Origin of the sequence: Bifidobacterium sp. UBA6881 (genome assembly GCA_002451435.1) — a bacterium.
Taxonomy (GTDB): domain Bacteria; phylum Actinomycetota; class Actinomycetes; order Actinomycetales; family Bifidobacteriaceae; genus Bifidobacterium.
Genome location: DKCF01000108.1, coordinates 1 through 17,317 on the forward strand (window position 1 = coordinate 1; position 17,317 = coordinate 17,317).

Here is a 17,317-nt window from a genome sequence, read left to right on the forward strand (position 1 = left end):
TGGACCGAGGTCGGCACGAAGATCGGCGACGGCCAGTCGAACGGGTACGGCGGCACGTTCTCCGCGGGCGAGGGGCCGAGCCTGTTCAGGGCGAACGACGGCGACGTGAACGGCTACCGGTACTACCTGTTCGCGGACCAGCCGAACTACCATGGCGGTCCGAACCATTACGTGCCGATGGCCACCACCGACATCTCCGACGCGTCCAAGTGGCAGGNNGACAAGATGCCCGAGGCGAACTTCCCGACCAACTCCGATGGCGGCAAGCCGCGCCACGGCACCGTGCTGCCCGTGACCCGCGCCCAGTACCAGAAGGTGTTGGAAGCCTACGCTCCCGGCATCGCCGTGAAATCGGTCGACGCGATGAACGCGGCCACCAAAACCGGCGTCGCGCCGACGCTGCCGAAGACCGCGCATCTGACGATGGCGGACGGCACCCAGAAGGACGTGGCCGTGGAATGGGACGAGGTGAAGGCCGGCTCCTACGCGAAGCCTGGAACCTTCACCGTGAAGGGCGTCGCGCAGGACGACTCGCGCATGCCGGTCGAAGTCGTGGTGACCGTGGGCGCCGACATCGCCGAAGGCGAGGCCGAAGCCAAATCCGACGCGGCCAACATCACGCTCAACGGCGGCGAGACCGACGTGCGCACCAGCCTGACCCTGCCGACCGCGGGCACGAACGGCTCCACCATCGCGTGGAAATCCGACTCGGATCTCATCACCACTTCCGACAAAGACGGTGTGAAGGCCGGTTATCTGTCCAAGCGTCCCGCGAAGGATACGAAAGTAACCCTTACCGCCACCGTGAAAAACGGCGACGCCACCGTGACCCGCGAATTCACGCTCACCATCAAGGCCGAGGTGAAAAAAGGCAAGACCACGGATTACCTGTTCGCGCACTTCACCGGTTCCGAAGGCTCCGCAACCGACGAGCAGATGTACTTCGCCACCAGCAAGAACGGACTGACCTGGCATGACACCCGCGATGCGGGCGACCCGGTGCTCACCTCGAACGTCGGCGAGTCCGGCGTGCGCGACCCGTACCTGGTGCGCAGTCCGGAAGGCGACAAATTCTATCTGATCGCCACCGATCTGAGCATTTACCATCGCGGCGGCTGGGGCAAGGACAATCCGGCGGTCAACTACAACGGCTCGTTGAACCTCGTCGTATGGGAGTCCACCGACTTGGTGAACTGGTCCACGCCATACCTGACCGACGTGGCGTCGCGCATTCCGGCCGGCAACGGCAAGACCCAGGCCGCCATGGCGTGGGCGCCGGAAGCGCTATGGGACGAACAGGCCAAGCAGTACATCGTATACTGGGCGACCACCAGCTCCGCCGACGAACAGTCCGGCGGCACGGCCGACCCGACCAACATGTACTATTCGACCACGCGCGATTTCCGCACCTTCACCGATCCGGTCAAATGGATCGATTGGAAGGAATCCGTGATTGACACCACGATGATCAAGGCCGATGACGGGTACTACTACCGTGTCTCCGCCAAAGACAAGCTTCCGGTGGAACGCACGAAGAACCCATATGCGACGACCGTGAGCGCGCGTCCCGAAGACAGCAAGGACGCGAATCCGGAGACGGACTGGCAGTTCGTGGGCAACTTCGGCGACCTGGTGGGCAATGCGGGATGGACGGGCGCAAGCCTCGAAGGGCCGGAACTGTTCCGCTACAACGATGACGACGTGCTCGCCAAGGACGGCAAGTCCATGAAATACGGTCTTATGTGGGACCAGTTCGCCAGCGGCAAGGGCTACCTGCCGTTCTACAGCGCCGATTTGGGATCCACCGACACCGCCGACTGGGCGCAGGCCTCCGAAGTGAACTTCGGCGCGCTCAAAAAGCGTCATGGCACCATCCTGCCCATCACCGCCGCCGAATACCAGGCGGTGATGAAGGCCTTCAACAAGAAGACCGTGGATTGTGTGCCGGCCACTTCGGTGACCATCGACGGCAGGGGGACGATTGACCTGGGTGTGGGCGACACCGCCACCTTGAACGTCAAGATCGAACCTGCCGACAGCACCGATGACATAACGTGGTCGTCCTCGGATGGCACCGTGGCCTCTGTCGACGCCGAAGGCGTGGTGACCGGTCTCAAGACCGGAACCGCGGTCATCACCGTCAAAGTGGGCGATGCCACCGCCACGGTGACCGTTACTGTGAAAGGCAATGGCTCAGACAACGGGAACAACGGTGCGACCGGCGGTGAAAACGGTGGCACAGGCGGTGAGAACGGCAATGCAGGCGGTACCGGGAACGGCGGCCAGGAACGGCCGAACAATCCATCCGCTCCGAGCGGCACGGGCGGCCAAGGGGATGACGGCGGCAAGACGCCGGCCGGTGACAATCGGTCCGGCGGCGAAACGCGGTCGTTGTCGAAGACCGGCGTGGCCGTGGCTTCAATCGTCGGTGTGATCGTGCTGCTGGCCGTGGCCGGCACTGCGCTGGCTATGTGGCGCAGACGATTGTCGTGAACGGCGGCGCCGATACCGATCCATTTCCCGGATTGGTATCGGCGCGCACATATCGGCGTTACGGCCGACCGCGTCGCGAATGACGCGGAGTGGGGTGCCCCCTATCCGCCGACGGCTCGCCGGGCGTTCCCAAGGCGTTATCGAAAAGTTACCTTGCCCGAGTCGATGTGCGGCGGACGTTCGCATAATATGGGAACCATCGTGTATTTGACCGACGTTCGGAATGAGCCGATGTTCGGCGGCACGGTGCTGCTGAAGACGCCGCAGCGATGCGGTGGGGCAGACAAGGCATGGGACGAAGAGGAGACTCATGGTGAGTGCATGGAAAAAGGCAGTCGCGGCTTTGGCCGCCATTCCGATGCTGGGGGCGATGATTCCCGCCGCGTCGGCTGCCGAAACAAACGGGAATGGAGCCGGCGCCTCGTCCGTGCGGACGGTCTCGGCATCCACGGCGACCGCCACGGCGGCGAAAAACACCGCGTCGACGGACGCCGACGCCGCCGATGGGACCAACGGATATCTGTGGCTGCATTTCGAAGCGACGGATTATGAAAAAATCTACTACGGATACAGTGCGGACGGCTCGAATTGGCGCAAGCTGAACGACAACAAGCCGTTGATCTCATCGAACACGGCCAACAAGGGCATTCGCGACCCACACCTGATCAAGTTGCAGAAGCCTGACGCGGACGGCTACAAATACGTGATGATAGGCACCGATCTGCACGCGGAAGGCACCGCCAGCGGAAAAAGCTGGAGCCAGCAGAGCCAGAACCTCATCGTCTCGCGCTCCAAGGATCTGGTGAACTGGACGGACGCCGAGGCGGTCAAGGGCGGTTGGGACAACGCCGACCGCATGTGGGCGCCGGAAGCCATCTACGATCCCGAGACCAAGGATTACCTGGTCTACTATTCCGCCAAGCCGAAGAACAGCGATCAGCTGCTTGGCGTGTACCGGGTGCATACCAAGGATTTCAAGACGTTCACCCAGCCGGAGGGAACGGACGGCGACCCCCAGCCGTGGGTGTACCAAGGCACCGCCGCCGATGGCACGGACACCAAGGAAAACATCATCGATTCCACCATCGTCAAAGGCGATGACGGCGACTACTACCGTTTCTCCACTTCCGATTGGAGCACGGTGGTCGACACCGCCAAGACCCTGGACGGCAAATGGACCCGCATCGTCGAGCGCGACTCCGACATGAACGCCGACGGCACGTCCCGCATCACCGGAGACACAGTGGCGATGAACACCTCCACCGCGGGATTGGGCGGCATCGAAGGACTGACCGTATTCCAGAAGCCCGATGGCACATGGGTCATCATGGGCGACAACCAAGGTTACAAGGCGCGTTCCATCGCCAAACTTTCCGATCTGAAGAACGGCGTGGCCACCGCGAGCATGTCCACGAACTTCCCGAAGCGCTTCCGCCATGGCACCATCGTGCCGCTGACCGCTTCCGAAAAACGCGCCGTGCTCAAGGCATATGACGGCGCGACGGATTCCGTTTCCGCGGACAAGGCCGGTTCCGATCCGATCGCACAGTACGATTTCGAGGATTCGAACAATCGCGGCAAGGATTCCAAGGGCGGCAACGACCTGACGTTCTCCGGAACGCCGGAATTCGGCGTTCCCGGCGATTGGAACACGAATGTGATGCAGCTGCGCCCCAGCAAGAACGCCTATGCGGAATTCCCCCAGGGCATGTTCGACGGGCGTGACTCCTTCACCTTGGAATTCGAAGCCAAATCACGCGCCTCCAGCGGCAACTACTTCTCCTTCGCCATCGGCGCAAGCGATCAGAAGTACATCATCATCCGACTGCGTGGCGACCAGATCTACACCGCCATCACCGACGCCACATGGAACGCGGAACAGGGGGTGAGCGCGAAGCTTGCCACAACGTCATGGCACAAGTACGCCATCACCGTCGAACCGCACCGCATCGCGGTCTATGCCGACAACCAGCTGCTCGGTGAAAACACCGATGTGACCGTGAGCGTCTCCGACCTGGGCGAGAACCTCAAAGCCTACATCGGCAAATCGTTCTATTCCGCGGATGGCCTGTGGGACGGCGGCGTGGACAAAATCAAGGTCTACAACTACGCCCGTTCCATGCGCGACATGCTGGGCGACGTGAACGTGAAATCCGCCGTGGTCGGCACGGTCCCCTCCGATCCTTCCAAGGAGGTCGGCACCGACGACCACACGGCGCTGTACGCCAAGGTGGATGCCGACGCCGGAACCATCACCCCGACCGTGAACAGACTCGCCTCCGACAAGCTCGCCGAATCGCCGGCCAGCTTCACGCTCAACCGCAATGACGCGCCGGTCACGATGACCATCGACGGACAACCCTTCGGCACCCGGTCCGAAGACGGATACTCCATCGCAGGCGTGCTTGACGCCACCAAGGACCATGCGGTCGAAATCACGGCCACGGAGAACGACGGCTCCAAGGTCGTCAAGAAGTGGACGCTCAAGGCGGCCACGGTGTCCAACAATCCGGTGTTGCCGGGCCAGTACGCCGATCCGGACATCGATTACTTCCCGGAAACCGGCAAGTTCTGGATCTATCCGACCACCGACGGATTCTCCGGCTGGAGCGGCAACTACTTCCATGCATGGTCGTCTTCGGATCTGGTGAACTGGACCGACGAAGGCGTGATCCTCGACGTGAAGGCGGACAACAAGCCGGCCGAAGGCCAGAACGCCGATTCGGCGAATTACGACGGTTCGAAGGTCGACAACATCGCGTTCTCACCATGGTCGGTGGGTTCCGCATGGGCGCCGACCATCGAGGCCAAGGACACGAACAACGACGGCAAGATGGAGTACTACTTCTACTATTGCGCGAAGAAGACGAACGGAGAATCGGCGATCGGCGTGGCCGTCGCGGACAATCCCGCAGGGCCGTTCAAGGCCGCCGACCAGCCGCTGGTCAGCCGCACCATGGAAGGCGTGACCGTCGGCCAGGCCATCGACCCGTCCATCTTCACCGATGACGACGGCACGTCGTACATCCTGTACGGCAACGGCACGCCGGCCATCGCCCAGCTGAACGACGACATGACGTCCATCAAGGAAGGCACCGTGCGCAAACTCAGCGGGCTCAAGGACTTCCGCGAGTCCGTCGTCGTGATGAAGCACGGCGGCAAATACCACTGGACCTGGTCGTGCGACGACGCCGGCAGCGAGAACTACCACGTCAACTACGGCGTGTCCGATTCGCTTGACGGCGCCATCACCGTGAAGACCGAATGGCTCGTCGGCAAGGACAAGACCAGCGGCATCCAAGGAACCGCCCACCAGTCCGACGTGACCGTGACCGACGGCACCGGCCGTGAGCGCACGTTCATGGCCTACCATCGCCACTACACGCCGCTGGGAGTGTTCACCTCCGGCCTCGGCTACCACCGTGAGACCGCCATCAGCGAAGTCACCTTCGACAAGGACGGCTACATGGAGAAGATCGATGTGACCAAGAACATCGAACCGGTGCAGATGGCCAAAACCGATTACGCGAAGCTGGAGGCCGCCGTCGAGCAGGCCAAGGCGCTCAAGGAATCGGATTACACCGCTGAATCGTGGAAGACGTTCCGTGATTCCGGCAAGCTGGAAGCCGCGGAAAAGGTGCTGGACACCAAGGACGCGAAGTACACCGCGTACCAGACCGAAGTCGATGCGGCCGCGTCTGAACTGACCGCGGCGATGGGCGGATTGGTCAGGAACGAGCCGGTGAGCCCGCCGGCCTCGGTGGACAAGTCGCAGCTGCAGGCCGCGGTCGACGCCGCGAAGCCGGAATCGGACGCCTCGAAGTACACCGCCGAATCGTGGAAGGCGTACCGGGAAGCTTTGGAGGCCGCCGAAGCGGTGCTGGCGAACGAATCCGCCACCCAAGAGCAGGTGGACGCCGCACTGGAATCGCTCAAATCGGCGGAATCCGGTCTGAAGACGGCGGATTCGGGGGAGACCCCGGAGCAGCCGGGCCAGCCGGGTGCATCGGACAAGCCGAATGCTGGCGGCTCCGGCGATGATTCCGGCAATAATTCCAGTGGCGGGCATGACGGCGATTCCGGTGACAAGACGGAAACGGCCGCCAACGGAAAGTCCACGACCGTGGCCGACACGGGATCCGCCATCGTCGCGGTGGCCGTGGCGGGAATCGCGCTCGCCGTGGCGGGCGTCGTGCTGATCGCGCGTCGCCATCGCGTCGAGGACTGATTCCCTGACGGGATCCAATCCGCGCGTCGGGTCCGTCGGGGACGATTGACGCGCCGAATGGATGAAAGGGTGGATGCTTCCGCAGGGATGCGTCCACCCTTTTGAAATGTTATGAAACTGTTATCCGAATGTACAGGTGGCTTCGTTGCGGATGAAACGATTGCTTTCCTTGAAATGGCAAGGTTTCCAACGTTTTCTTGCGGTGCCTTTCGTTGGTTTGGGAAAACCGTGGCCGCGGAAGTCCCTGCGATAAGCTGGATTCGTGTCGTCTTCATCGTGCGACGATGAGGGCGTGACGGGAAAAGGGTGCTCAAGGAGGAGCGTATGACATTGAAAAACGGCAAACATAGGATGCGCCGCGTCGCCGCATCGATCGCGGCTGTGGCCACGTTGACTTCCGGCATGGCGCTTGGCGCGTCGACCGCCATCGCGGATACCGAAAATGCCGCGGAAGGCGCCGCTAATCTGACGTTGCTCGCAGGATGGGACTTCACCGGCGACTACAAATCGGAGAACGGCACCATCGCGGACTCCACCGGCAAATACGATATGACGTTGCACAACGGCGCGTACGTCGAGAAATTCGGAGACCGCAGCCAGAGCGAGGCATTGCAGCTCAAGGGCGACAGCAAACAGTACGCCGAAATCGACAGCGGCCTGTTCAAGGCGGCCGGCAACACCTTCACCGTGGAATTCGCGGCGAAATCGCGCCATTCCGACGATGGCAAGCATTTCAGCTTCACCGTCGGCAAGGACCGCAACAAGTATCTGATGTACTACGGCAGCACCGATTCGGTGAAGACCGTCATCTCCGACGACACATGGAAGAACGAGCAGGGCGGCAAAGTCGCCGTTTCCGACAACAACAATAAGTGGCACAACTACAAGCTTGTGGTGGACGGCACCAAGCTGGCCGTGTTCCGCGACAACGCGTTGATCATCTACAAGGCGGACACCGGCATCACAATGAGCGATCTGGAATCCACCGTCACCTACATCGGCAAATCCTTCTACGACGAAGACAATTACTGGAACGGCGCGCTGGACGACCTCAAGGTCTACAAAGGCGCCGAACCGATCAACGTCGCCACCGGCGTGACCGTCGCGGGAGCCGACAAGGTCGGCGAGGGGGAAAGCACACAGCTCACCGCCACCGTGGCTCCGGAAGACGCCGTGGACAAGAACCTGACCTGGTCGTCCTCCGACACCTCCGTGGCGACCGTGGACGCCGAAGGCAAAGTGACCGGCGTCAAGGGCGGCACCGTGACGATCACGGCCACGAATCCAATCACCGGAGTGAAAGGCGAGAAGCGGATCACGGTCGCTGAACTGTCCGACCAGGACAAGGCCAAGGCCGACGTGGACGCCGCCGTCGCGAAGATCGCGACCACCACCACGGAGAACCTGCCGCTCGACACCGAAGGCGAGCATGGCACCAGCATCGTATGGACGTCGTCCGACGCGAAGCTGATCACGCCGACGAATACGAAGTACAGCAATCCGAATGCAGACATCGACGTCGCGGCCGATCCCTACAAGGACGGCGGCGTGGTCAACCGTCCCGCCTATGGCGACGGCGACGCCAAAGCCACATTGACCGCCACCGCGAGCGTGAACGGCGAAAGCGCATCCAAGCAGGTCGAAATCACCGTCAAGGAGAAGACGCGCACCGCGCCCGACGAAGGCTACGCGGCGGCCAATTTCAAATCCGACAACGGCAACGACGAACGCATCTGGATGTCCAGCACCGAAGGGCAGAACTTCTTCTCGTTCAAGGTGCGCAACAACGGCAATGCCGTGCTCGCCAACGACGCCGACACCGGCGGCCTGCGCGACGCCTACATCCTGCGCTCGCATGACGGCGACAAGTACTACATGATCGCCACCGACCTGAAGGTGTACGCGGCCGGAGCCGGCTGGGGCAACGTGCAGACGCACGGTTCCACCAAGGTGGAGGTGTACGAGTCCAAAGATCTGATGAACTGGACCCGCACCAACGGCGACGGCAACGGCGGCATCGTCATCAACGACGAATACGCGGGCATGACATGGGCTCCGGAAGCATATTGGGACGACGATCTCAACGCCTACGTGGTGTTCTTCTCGTCGCGCATGTACAACGACAAGGAGCACACCGATCCGGTCAAGAACTCGACGACCGGAAACAGCTCCTACGCGCAAGTGCGCTACGCCATCACCCGCGACTTCGTGAACTTCACCGCGCCGCAGAAGTGGCAGGACACCGGTTACGCACGCATCGACTCCACGGTGATGAAGATCGGCGAATACTACTACCGGCTCACCAAGAACGAGGAAAGCGGAGCCGCGGGCGACTACATCACCACCGGCAAAAGCATCTTCCTGGAACGTTCCAAGCACCTGACCGCTCCGACCACCAAGGCCGACCCGAACCAGGACCCCGAGACCGGCTGGCAGCTGCTCGAACAGAACCTGCTGCCGTTCGAAGGTCCGGAAGTGGTCAAGCTGAACAAGGACGATCCCCTCAACACCAAGGACGATGACGGCTACATCCTGCTGTCGGACAACTTCAACTACCGCGCGTTCATGACCACCGGCAAGGCGTTGTCCGAAACCAATTGGAACAATACGATGCTGTCGCGCTATCCGGATTTCAACAATGAGAAGAAGGCCGTGAAGGCCGAATCCGGGGCGCAGGGATTCATCGCCTCCGGCTCGAACGGCGGACTGCCTTCGATCGTCCGCCATGGCGCGTTCGTGAACGTTCCGCAGACGGTGCTCGACGTGATGAAGACATGGACTTCCGACAACCCGACTACCATCCAGGCGGTCGATTCCACGACGACGGTCGCCTATGATGCCGATTCGCGTGTGCTGACCGCCACCGTGAAGGCGTCGGACAAGGGCACGGTCGCCGGTTCCGTGACGTTCACGGTGGGCGATTGGACCTCCGATCCGGTGAAGCTGAACGCCGATGGCACCGCCCAGATCACCGTGCCGAACACGGTGTCGGGCAGCGCGGCGAAGGCCGCCTACGACGGTTACACCGATGGGCTGGTGAAGGCCTCGTCCGGTTCCATCGACGTTGCGATTGCAGCGGTAACGGAGCCGGAGCCGCCGCTGTCGTCCGACGCGACGCTCGCCTCGCTCGCCGTGGGCGGAAAGACGGTCGATCTGGTTGCCGCGGCCAAGGGCACCGCGACGATGGAAGTCGCCGATCCTTCCAAGGTGGCCGCGGACGATGTCGATTACGCGCTGACCGACAAGGAAAACGCCAGGGCGGAAGTCAAGGTCGCCGGCAACGTGGTGACGGTCACCGTCACGGCGCAGGACGGCACCGTCAAGGTCTACAAAGTCACGTTGACCAAGGCGAAGGGCGAATCCGGCGGATCCGAGAATCCGGGCGGTTCCGGCTCCTCGGGCACTGGTTCCAATGACGGCGGCTCCGCCCAACAGCGGCCGGATAAGGGCGCATCCGATGGCGCGTCGGACGGTGCGTCCGATAACGCCATCGCCAACACTGGTTCCTCCGTGGCCGCGCTGGCGTTGTGCGCGACGCTGCTGACGGTCGCGGGCGTCGCCGTCATGGTACGTCGGCGTCGTTCCTGAAAGGCTCATGTCCCTCCTCGCATCTTCCGCGAGCGATGTGACCGCGTTCCTGTGACGGTGCTTTGACACTTCATCACAGCGCGGGAACGGGCGCGGCGTGCCATGGTCGTGCGTCGCGCCCGTTCCGGCCGCGGGCATGCGAAGAAAACAACATGGGCTTCGGACGTTTCGTCCGAAGCCCATGTGCATGTGATGATCCGCTATGGAATCAGGTCAGTCGCAGTCATTCCTTGATTTTTCCGCGACGGACCTTGAGCAATGCGATGCCGGCGATCGCCAGCGCCACGGTGGCGCCGCCGATGTTGGCGACGGCGTTGCCCGTCTTGCCCAGCGGAGACCCCTCGCCGTGGTTGGACGACGAGACGGAAGCCGAACCATTCTGGCCGGAATCCGTGCCGCTCGTCTGGCTGTTGCCTGCCGCGCCGGCTGAGCCGGCGCCCGGGTTCGGCTTCGGCTTCGGAGACGGGTTCTTCTGGAGGGCGTTGATTGCCGCGTCGAGCTGTTGTTCGGCGGCGTCGACACCGTCCTGCGTGGCATTGCCGTCGGCGAGCAGCTTCTTGGCGTTGTTCAGTGCGGCGGCGAACATGGCCCAGGAATCCTTGGTGTAGTCGGATTCCTTCAGCTGCTCGGCCTGCTTGACCAGCGCCTCGAGCTTGCCCTTGTTCACCGTCGCCGGCACGTTGTACGCCAACTCGTCGTATGCCTTCTGCAAAGCGTTGTAGGCGTTGTCCACATCGCCTTGGGTGGCATTGCCGTCGGCCAGAACGTCCTGCGCTGCCTTCAGCGCGGCGGCGAACGCGGTCCAGGAATCCTTGGTGTAGTCGGATTCCTTCAGTGTGCTGAACCGTGCGACCAGAGACTTGAGCTTCGCCTTGTTCGCATCGTATCCGTCCACATCCAGCGTCATGTTCTGATCGGCACGGTCCGGCTGCTGGCCGTCCGCGTGCAGTGTGAGCACGCGACGATTACCGACAGTGGACGGTGTATTGGTGCTTTCGTGGATGGGGATGATGGTTCCATCATTGTCCACGAAAGCGCTGACACCGTTGTTGGAACCGGTTTTGTCGCCGAAGGAGAGATCCGGATCGTAACCGTCGAGCATCGCGGAGGTGTCGCCGCCGGCGGTGTCCACCGTGGAGTCGTCTCCGGCGCTGTAGGCGGAATCCATCTGCACGGCGTACATCATGTTGGCGGTTTTGTCGGTGCTCTTGTAACCAAGGGCGCTCAGCTTGGTGGACAGCACCACCTGGTTCGAATCGCTGATGAAGGCGTCGTCGATCGGTTCTTGATCGACAAGGGCGCTGGCGGTGAGCCCCTGGCTGGTGTTCTCCACCTTGTAGGTGTCGGCCCAAGCGGTGTCGTACTGCGTGGAATCGGCGTTCGTGCTCACCATGATCGCATAATCCGGAGTGGCATCGAGGTTGGTGTCGAGAAGAACGGTCGGGGCGACGGTGTTGCCCAAACGGCTCCAGGTCTTATCGGTCACCACGGCGAAATTCACCACACCCTGGGAAGGATCGTTGAGCTGCGGCGCGGTCGAGGAGTATCCAATGGCCCGGATGTCCGCAGCCGCAAGGCTGCGCTGGGCGGCGCTTGACGCATCGCCATAGTCCACATCCACCGGATCGGTGGCGCTCAGCACCATCGGATACGCGCGGGAGTTCCATGCGTCGGCCGTGTCGCCTTGTGCGATTCCGTTGCCGGAGACCCGCAGGCCGCGGGTGCCCTTGCCGGTCCGCACCAACGTGGTCTGGGTGTCGGAGACCGGTTTGGGCGCGCAGGACACCGCGACGCGCAGGCCGAACGAGCCGTCGCCCGAATCAATGTCCGAGCCATCGGCCGGGGTGAGCTCGACCACGCCGCTGGCGTCGGTGACGTAACTGGTGGTCTTATCGCCGATCTTGTCGGCCTGGGTGGTGTCGCGCACATGGCGCAGCCTGGATTGGTCCACATTCAGCGTCACGTCGAACGTCGCGGTTCCACGCGGGCCGATGGTCACGGAACTCGTGCTCGTCGTGTAGGCCACACCCGGCACGTTGGTGCGGGGCTCGTAGGCGACCTTGTAGGTGCGCGTGGTCTTCGACCAATTGCGCACGGTGAAGGTCTTCTTGGCGGTGTAGCCGCTCTTCGGAACCTGGACGACGCCGAACTGGCCCGTCACCGCGGTCTGGTCGTCGGAGGAGACCTGCACATCGTTCTTGACCGCGGCGTATGCGTCGATGCGGCCGGTTCCCACACGCAGCGGGCCATACGCGGTCTTGCGGTCGGCGGTGAGCACGTCATGGTCGGCGGTGTTCATGATCTGTTCCTTGACTTGGGACGCGCTCCAATCGGGATGCGCGGCGCTGACCAAGGCGGCGACGCCGGAAGTGAGCGGCGTCGCCATGGACGTGCCGCTCATGACCTCCGGTTTGGTCCCGGTGCCGGCGGAAGCGGAGATGATGCCCACGCCGGGCGCGGCGACATCGGGCTTGACGGTGCCGTCATAGGAACCATGGATGCCGCGGGAAGTGAACGATGCGATGGTGTCTTCGCTTTCCTGGGAATAATCGGAATCGACGCCCATGCGCAGGTCGGATGAGAACGTGACGTTCAGCGTGCCGTCATCGATGGCCTGCTGGACCTTGTCGTTCTCCGCGGCGTTCTTCACCAGTTGGAATCCCGGAATATCCGCGTTGCCGGCAATGCCGGCCTCGGGAATGTTCGATTGGGAAGCGAACATGATGCCCACGGCGCCGGCCTTCTCGGCGTTGTCGAAACGGACCTTGGAACCGCAGTTGACGGCCGAATCGTCCCAATCCACATACGCGATCTTGCCTTTGACCGCGGCGGCGTCCTCGGCGGAATACGCCTGGCAGCCATCGAGATTGTCCCGGGATTTCACCCTTGCCACATCGGCGGTGAGATTGAAATCGTCCAGCTTCGCGTAATTCACGGAATACTGTCCGGCCAGTTTGGCGCCATGCAGCGCATCCGGCGTGTTGACCGTGATCGCGTCCTGCCAAGCCTTGCCGCTGGCGCTCGCCGCGACGGTGAGCGCGGATGCCGCGGTGCCCGGAGCGCCGGCGATGTCGGTCACGTCACCGTCGTTGCCGGCCGCGATCACCGACAGCACGCCATCCTCGTTCAGCGTGTTCACCGCGATGTTCTCCGGATCGTCGGACGAGCCGAAGCTGCCGCCCAGCGACATGGAGACGATATTGATGCGGTCGGACGAATCGGCGGCCTCGATGTTGTGCTCCGCCACCCAGTTGAGGGCGTCCATCACCAGACCGGTGGTGCCGCCGTTGTCGCCGAACACCTTCAGCGCGTAGATGCCGGCCTCGGGAGCCGAGCCGGGGCCCACCTGCCAGCCGGCGATGTCCTTCGCGCTGAGCTTCGAATAGTCGCCGCCCTTGAAAGACGTTCCGTTGCCGGTGACGCCATAGCCGGCGGCGGTGCCGGCGACATGGGTTCCGTGGTGCCCGCCGGGGCCGTCGATCGGATTGCCGTCAGGCTTGGGGGTGGAATCCCCGCCATCCGGGTCGTAGTCCGCGCCGGCGAAATCATAGCCGCCCTTGAACTTGCTCTTGTCCAGAAGCTTGCTCAGCGTGCCGTCGGACAGCGGGTCCGCGGTCGACGACAGTGCCGTCTGGTAGGCCGCTTCGGTGCCCGCTCCGCCGAAGTCGGCGTGGGTGTAGTCCAATCCGGTATCCACGATGGCGATGTTCACGCCTTTGCCGGTGGTTCCCGTCTGGTTCCACGTCTTCAGCGCGTTGACCAGCGAATCGCTGTGAATGTTGGCCGGAGCCTCCCCGGTGCTTGGCTTCGAAGACTGTGGGAGCTGCGGCTGCTCCTTGGTCGCGTCGGCGGTGGACGCGGTCGTCGCGGTACGCGGATGGATCTTGGTGATGCGGATCACGGAGGCGTTGCGCTCGGCAAGCGCGCGCAGGGCGTCGGCATCGGCGGTGACCGCGGCGCCCGGCAGAATGTAAGGCGTCGTGTACAGCGTCTGCGCGTTGCCGTCCAAAGACTTCAGCTGGGAGAGCACGCTCTGCGTGGTGTTCTCCGATTGGCGTGCCGCCGCATGCGCCGCGCTACGTGATTGCACGGCCCTTCCCGCCGCGGACATGCCGGAACGCGCCGATTCGGACTCGGTCTTCGCCTCCAATCCGGAAGTGCCTTTGGTCTGGATGAACGCCGTGACCGTTCCGTCGGCGTTGGTCATCTCGTCGGACAGCTTGCTATGCACATGGGCTTCGCGAAGCGCCGAGGTGTCGCCGGAAACGGATGGACGATTGGCTGGGGCCGCCTGCGCCATTGTCGGTACAAGCGCTCCCAACATCGTCGCTATACCGGCTATGCCCGCCATCCAGCGGGCGTGTTTTCCATATAGCATTGTTTCCCTCTCTTATAATCCCCCACATGGAATGAGAAATCACCACCATTCCTTGTGCATGAGTGTTTCATGAATATTTCATGAACGCTTTCTGATTGCCTAATGTGAGGAATCAGACATTCCGTCCGCGCGGAATATGCCCTCGAAGCCGGCGACTGCGTTGTCGAAATGCAAAAGATGCCGAATTGTTATTTTTCCGACAATGGCGATTTCACAGGTTTTTCGCGCGAAAAAGCTTGTTTTTCCATTGTTTTTCACAAAGACGCCGTTGGTTTTTCGCAGAAGTCCCCGTTTATCGTGTCGCGGCTCGATGCTGTTAGCATCAAGGGTGCGCGTGGCTCGGTCTGCCCCAGATCCAAGGTGATTGGGCGGACGGAGGCGCCGCGTGGAGCGAACCGCGGCACGCGGCAACGTTCCGTGATCAATGATGATTCAAGGCTCGAAGAGGAGCATGCATGAATACAGGAGTCAGAAGAGGGAGACGCCGTATCGTGGCTTCCGTCGCCGTCGCGGCGACGATGCTGACGGTTTGCGTCGGCGCGACCCAGTCTTTCGCGCAGGATTCGCAACAAAGCACCGTCGCGCGAACGGTATCGGTTCCCACGCCTCTGGTCGATTATGATTTCAGCGGCGATGACGGCGCCGGCGCCGTCGCCAACACGGTGAAGGGATCGGCCTTCGGCGCGGCCCAGGTCAAAGGCGCCGACGACGCGAACAAGGCCGGCACATACGCGGACGGCGCATTGCAGATGGACGGCGACGAATATGTGCGGCTGCCGGACGGTCTGCTGGAAGGCAAGCGGTCGGCCACCGTCTCCGTGATGGTGAAGAACGCCACGGCGTCGATCTCCGATGCCAAATGGAGCTACATGCTCACGCTCGGTGGCACCCGAAGCGGCAACCAGGGGAACTGGGCCGTCTCCACGCATAACGGCCTGTACACCACCATCACGCCCGACGGCAACGGTTCCAACGAAAACTATTTCAGCGCTTCCGAGAACCTGTCCACGGAAAAGTACAGTCTGCTCACCGTCACCATCGACGGCGACGCCAAACAATCCACCATCTACATCAACGGACGCGTGGTCGGCCAGGGAACGTTCGATACGCTTCCCAACCAATTCAAGGCGCAGAACTGGAACACCATCGGCAACTCCACCTATCCCGGCGTGGGTGATCTGCTGTTCCACGGAGCGGTCAAATCCTATACGCTGTATGACACGGCGCTCAGCCAGTCCCAGATCGTGTCGCTGCTGGACGCGGATGGCGTCGACGACCTGCTGAACGGCGAGATCGACACGCTGAGCGTGCCGGCGACGGCGACATCCGATTTCCAGGTCAAAATCGCCACCGACAACGCCAAGGTCGTCTGGTCGTCCAGCGACGACGACGTCATCCGCATCGATGCCGACGGCACCGCCAAAGTCACGCCTTCCACACAACAGGATGAAAAGGTGACGCTTACCGCGACGCTGAACCCCAACGCCGGCATCAACGCGCCGCCATCGCCGATCACCAGACGATTCGAAGTGAATGTGCCGAAGACGTTGAGCGACAAGGAAGCCGTGAAAGCCGATTTGGCCGCCATTGAAATCGACAACGCCGCCAACATGCGCTCCAACTTCTCCGTGCCGGCCGAAGGGTCCAATGGCTCCACCATCAGCTGGACCGTGAAAAACGGGGGAACCGCCGATCCCAAGATCTCCGGCAAAACCACGCAAAGCGTGACCGGCTCCTACAACACCGTCACCATCGGCAGGCCCGCCGCCGGCGCGAAGGACACGACGATCGTGCTCACCGCGACCGTGAAACACGGCAAGGAGACCCTCACCAAGGATTTCCGCGTGACCGTCAAGGCGATGCCCTCCGCGAAGAATGCCAATGAAGCCTATGTATGGGTCTATTTCACCGGCGAGGACGGCGAAAGCCAGAAGGTGAGCATCGCAGCCTCGAAAGGCAACAACGCGCTCGACTGGAACAACCTCAACACCAATGCCGAAGGCAAAGCCGAGCCGATCCTCACCTCTGCCTTCGGGGAAAAGGGTCTGCGCGACCCGTTCATCATGCGTTCGCATGACGGCGACAAGTTCTACATGCTCGCCACGGATCTGAAAGTCGTCAACGGCGATTTCTCCACGGCGCAGAACAAAGGATCCAAATACATCGAGATCTGGGAATCCACCGACCTGGTGAACTGGTCGAACCAGCGCCATGTGAAGGTGAGCACCGACTACGCCGGCAACACCTGGGCGCCGGAAGCCTACTGGGACGACGAGCTCGGCACCTATGTGGTGTACTGGGCGTCGAACATGTACACCACCACCGACACGAACGACCGCACCTCGTTGACCTACAACCAGATGTTCTACGCCACCACCGATGACTTCGTGAACTTCTCCAAGCCGAAGGCATGGATCAACGTGGACCGTCGCGGACAGTCCGGCGCCGGCTCGATCGACGCGACCGTGCAGAAGGTCGGTGACACGTATTACCGCATCTACAAGGACGAGAAGACGATGACGCTCCGCGAGGAGACCGGCAAGCACCTCACCTCGTCCATCGGCAAGGACGGCGATACGGATTACGCCCAAGCGCTCAAGGGCTCCGATTGGACCGAGGTCGGCACGAAG

General features: G+C 62.2%; 6 protein-coding genes. 5 read left to right on the forward strand and 1 reads right to left on the reverse strand.

All coding sequences use genetic code 11. The annotated features are described in order from the left end of the window. The first annotated feature begins 363 nt into the window (after nt 1-363). From B3C64_RS08245 to B3C64_RS08255, 3 genes are all read left to right on the forward strand, one after another. Nucleotides 364-2,493 (forward strand): immunoglobulin-like domain-containing protein, encoded by a 2,130-nt coding sequence (locus B3C64_RS08245; protein ID WP_422652886.1) that lies wholly within the window; start codon nt 364-366, stop codon nt 2,491-2,493. A 313-nt stretch (nt 2,494-2,806) separates the two neighbouring features. After that, complete coding sequence (locus tag B3C64_RS08250; RefSeq protein ID WP_291535000.1) at nt 2,807-6,721, forward strand: family 43 glycosylhydrolase; 3,915 nt, start codon at nt 2,807-2,809, stop codon at nt 6,719-6,721. A 324-nt stretch (nt 6,722-7,045) separates the two neighbouring features. Then, entirely contained in the window at nt 7,046-10,309 is a 3,264-nt protein-coding gene (locus B3C64_RS08255; RefSeq protein WP_291535001.1) for an Ig-like domain-containing protein, read from the forward strand. A gap of 223 nt (nt 10,310-10,532) precedes the next feature. Here B3C64_RS08255 and B3C64_RS08260 read toward each other — a convergent pair whose 3' ends face one another. Continuing rightward, a complete protein-coding gene (locus B3C64_RS08260) occupies nt 10,533-14,609 on the reverse strand; it encodes a S8 family serine peptidase (protein ID WP_291535002.1) in 4,077 nt (1,358 codons plus the stop codon). Between the two features lie 246 nt (nt 14,610-14,855). Between B3C64_RS08260 and B3C64_RS08265 the strand changes: the two genes are divergently transcribed. After that, a complete protein-coding gene (locus B3C64_RS08265; protein WP_291535003.1) occupies nt 14,856-15,146 on the forward strand; it encodes a hypothetical protein in 291 nt (96 codons plus the stop codon). Next, the coding region (locus tag B3C64_RS08270) for an immunoglobulin-like domain-containing protein (RefSeq protein ID WP_349679970.1) at nt 15,143-17,317 on the forward strand (2,175 nt) is incomplete at its 3' end. The genes B3C64_RS08265 and B3C64_RS08270, both read left to right, overlap by 4 nt.

Bases quoted from the DNA above. Each gene is read 5' to 3' on its own strand.
- B3C64_RS08255 (WP_291535001.1), top strand. From the start codon at position 7,046: ATGACATTGAAAAACGGCAAACATAGGATGCGCCGCGTCGCCGCATCG.
- B3C64_RS08265 (WP_291535003.1), top strand. From the start codon at position 14,856: ATGCAAAAGATGCCGAATTGTTATTTTTCCGACAATGGCGATTTCACA.
- B3C64_RS08245 (WP_422652886.1), top strand. From the start codon at position 364: ATGAACGCGGCCACCAAAACCGGCGTCGCGCCGACGCTGCCGAAGACC.
- B3C64_RS08260 (WP_291535002.1), bottom strand. From the start codon at position 14,609: ATGGCGCAGGCGGCCCCAGCCAATCGTCCATCCGTTTCCGGCGACACC.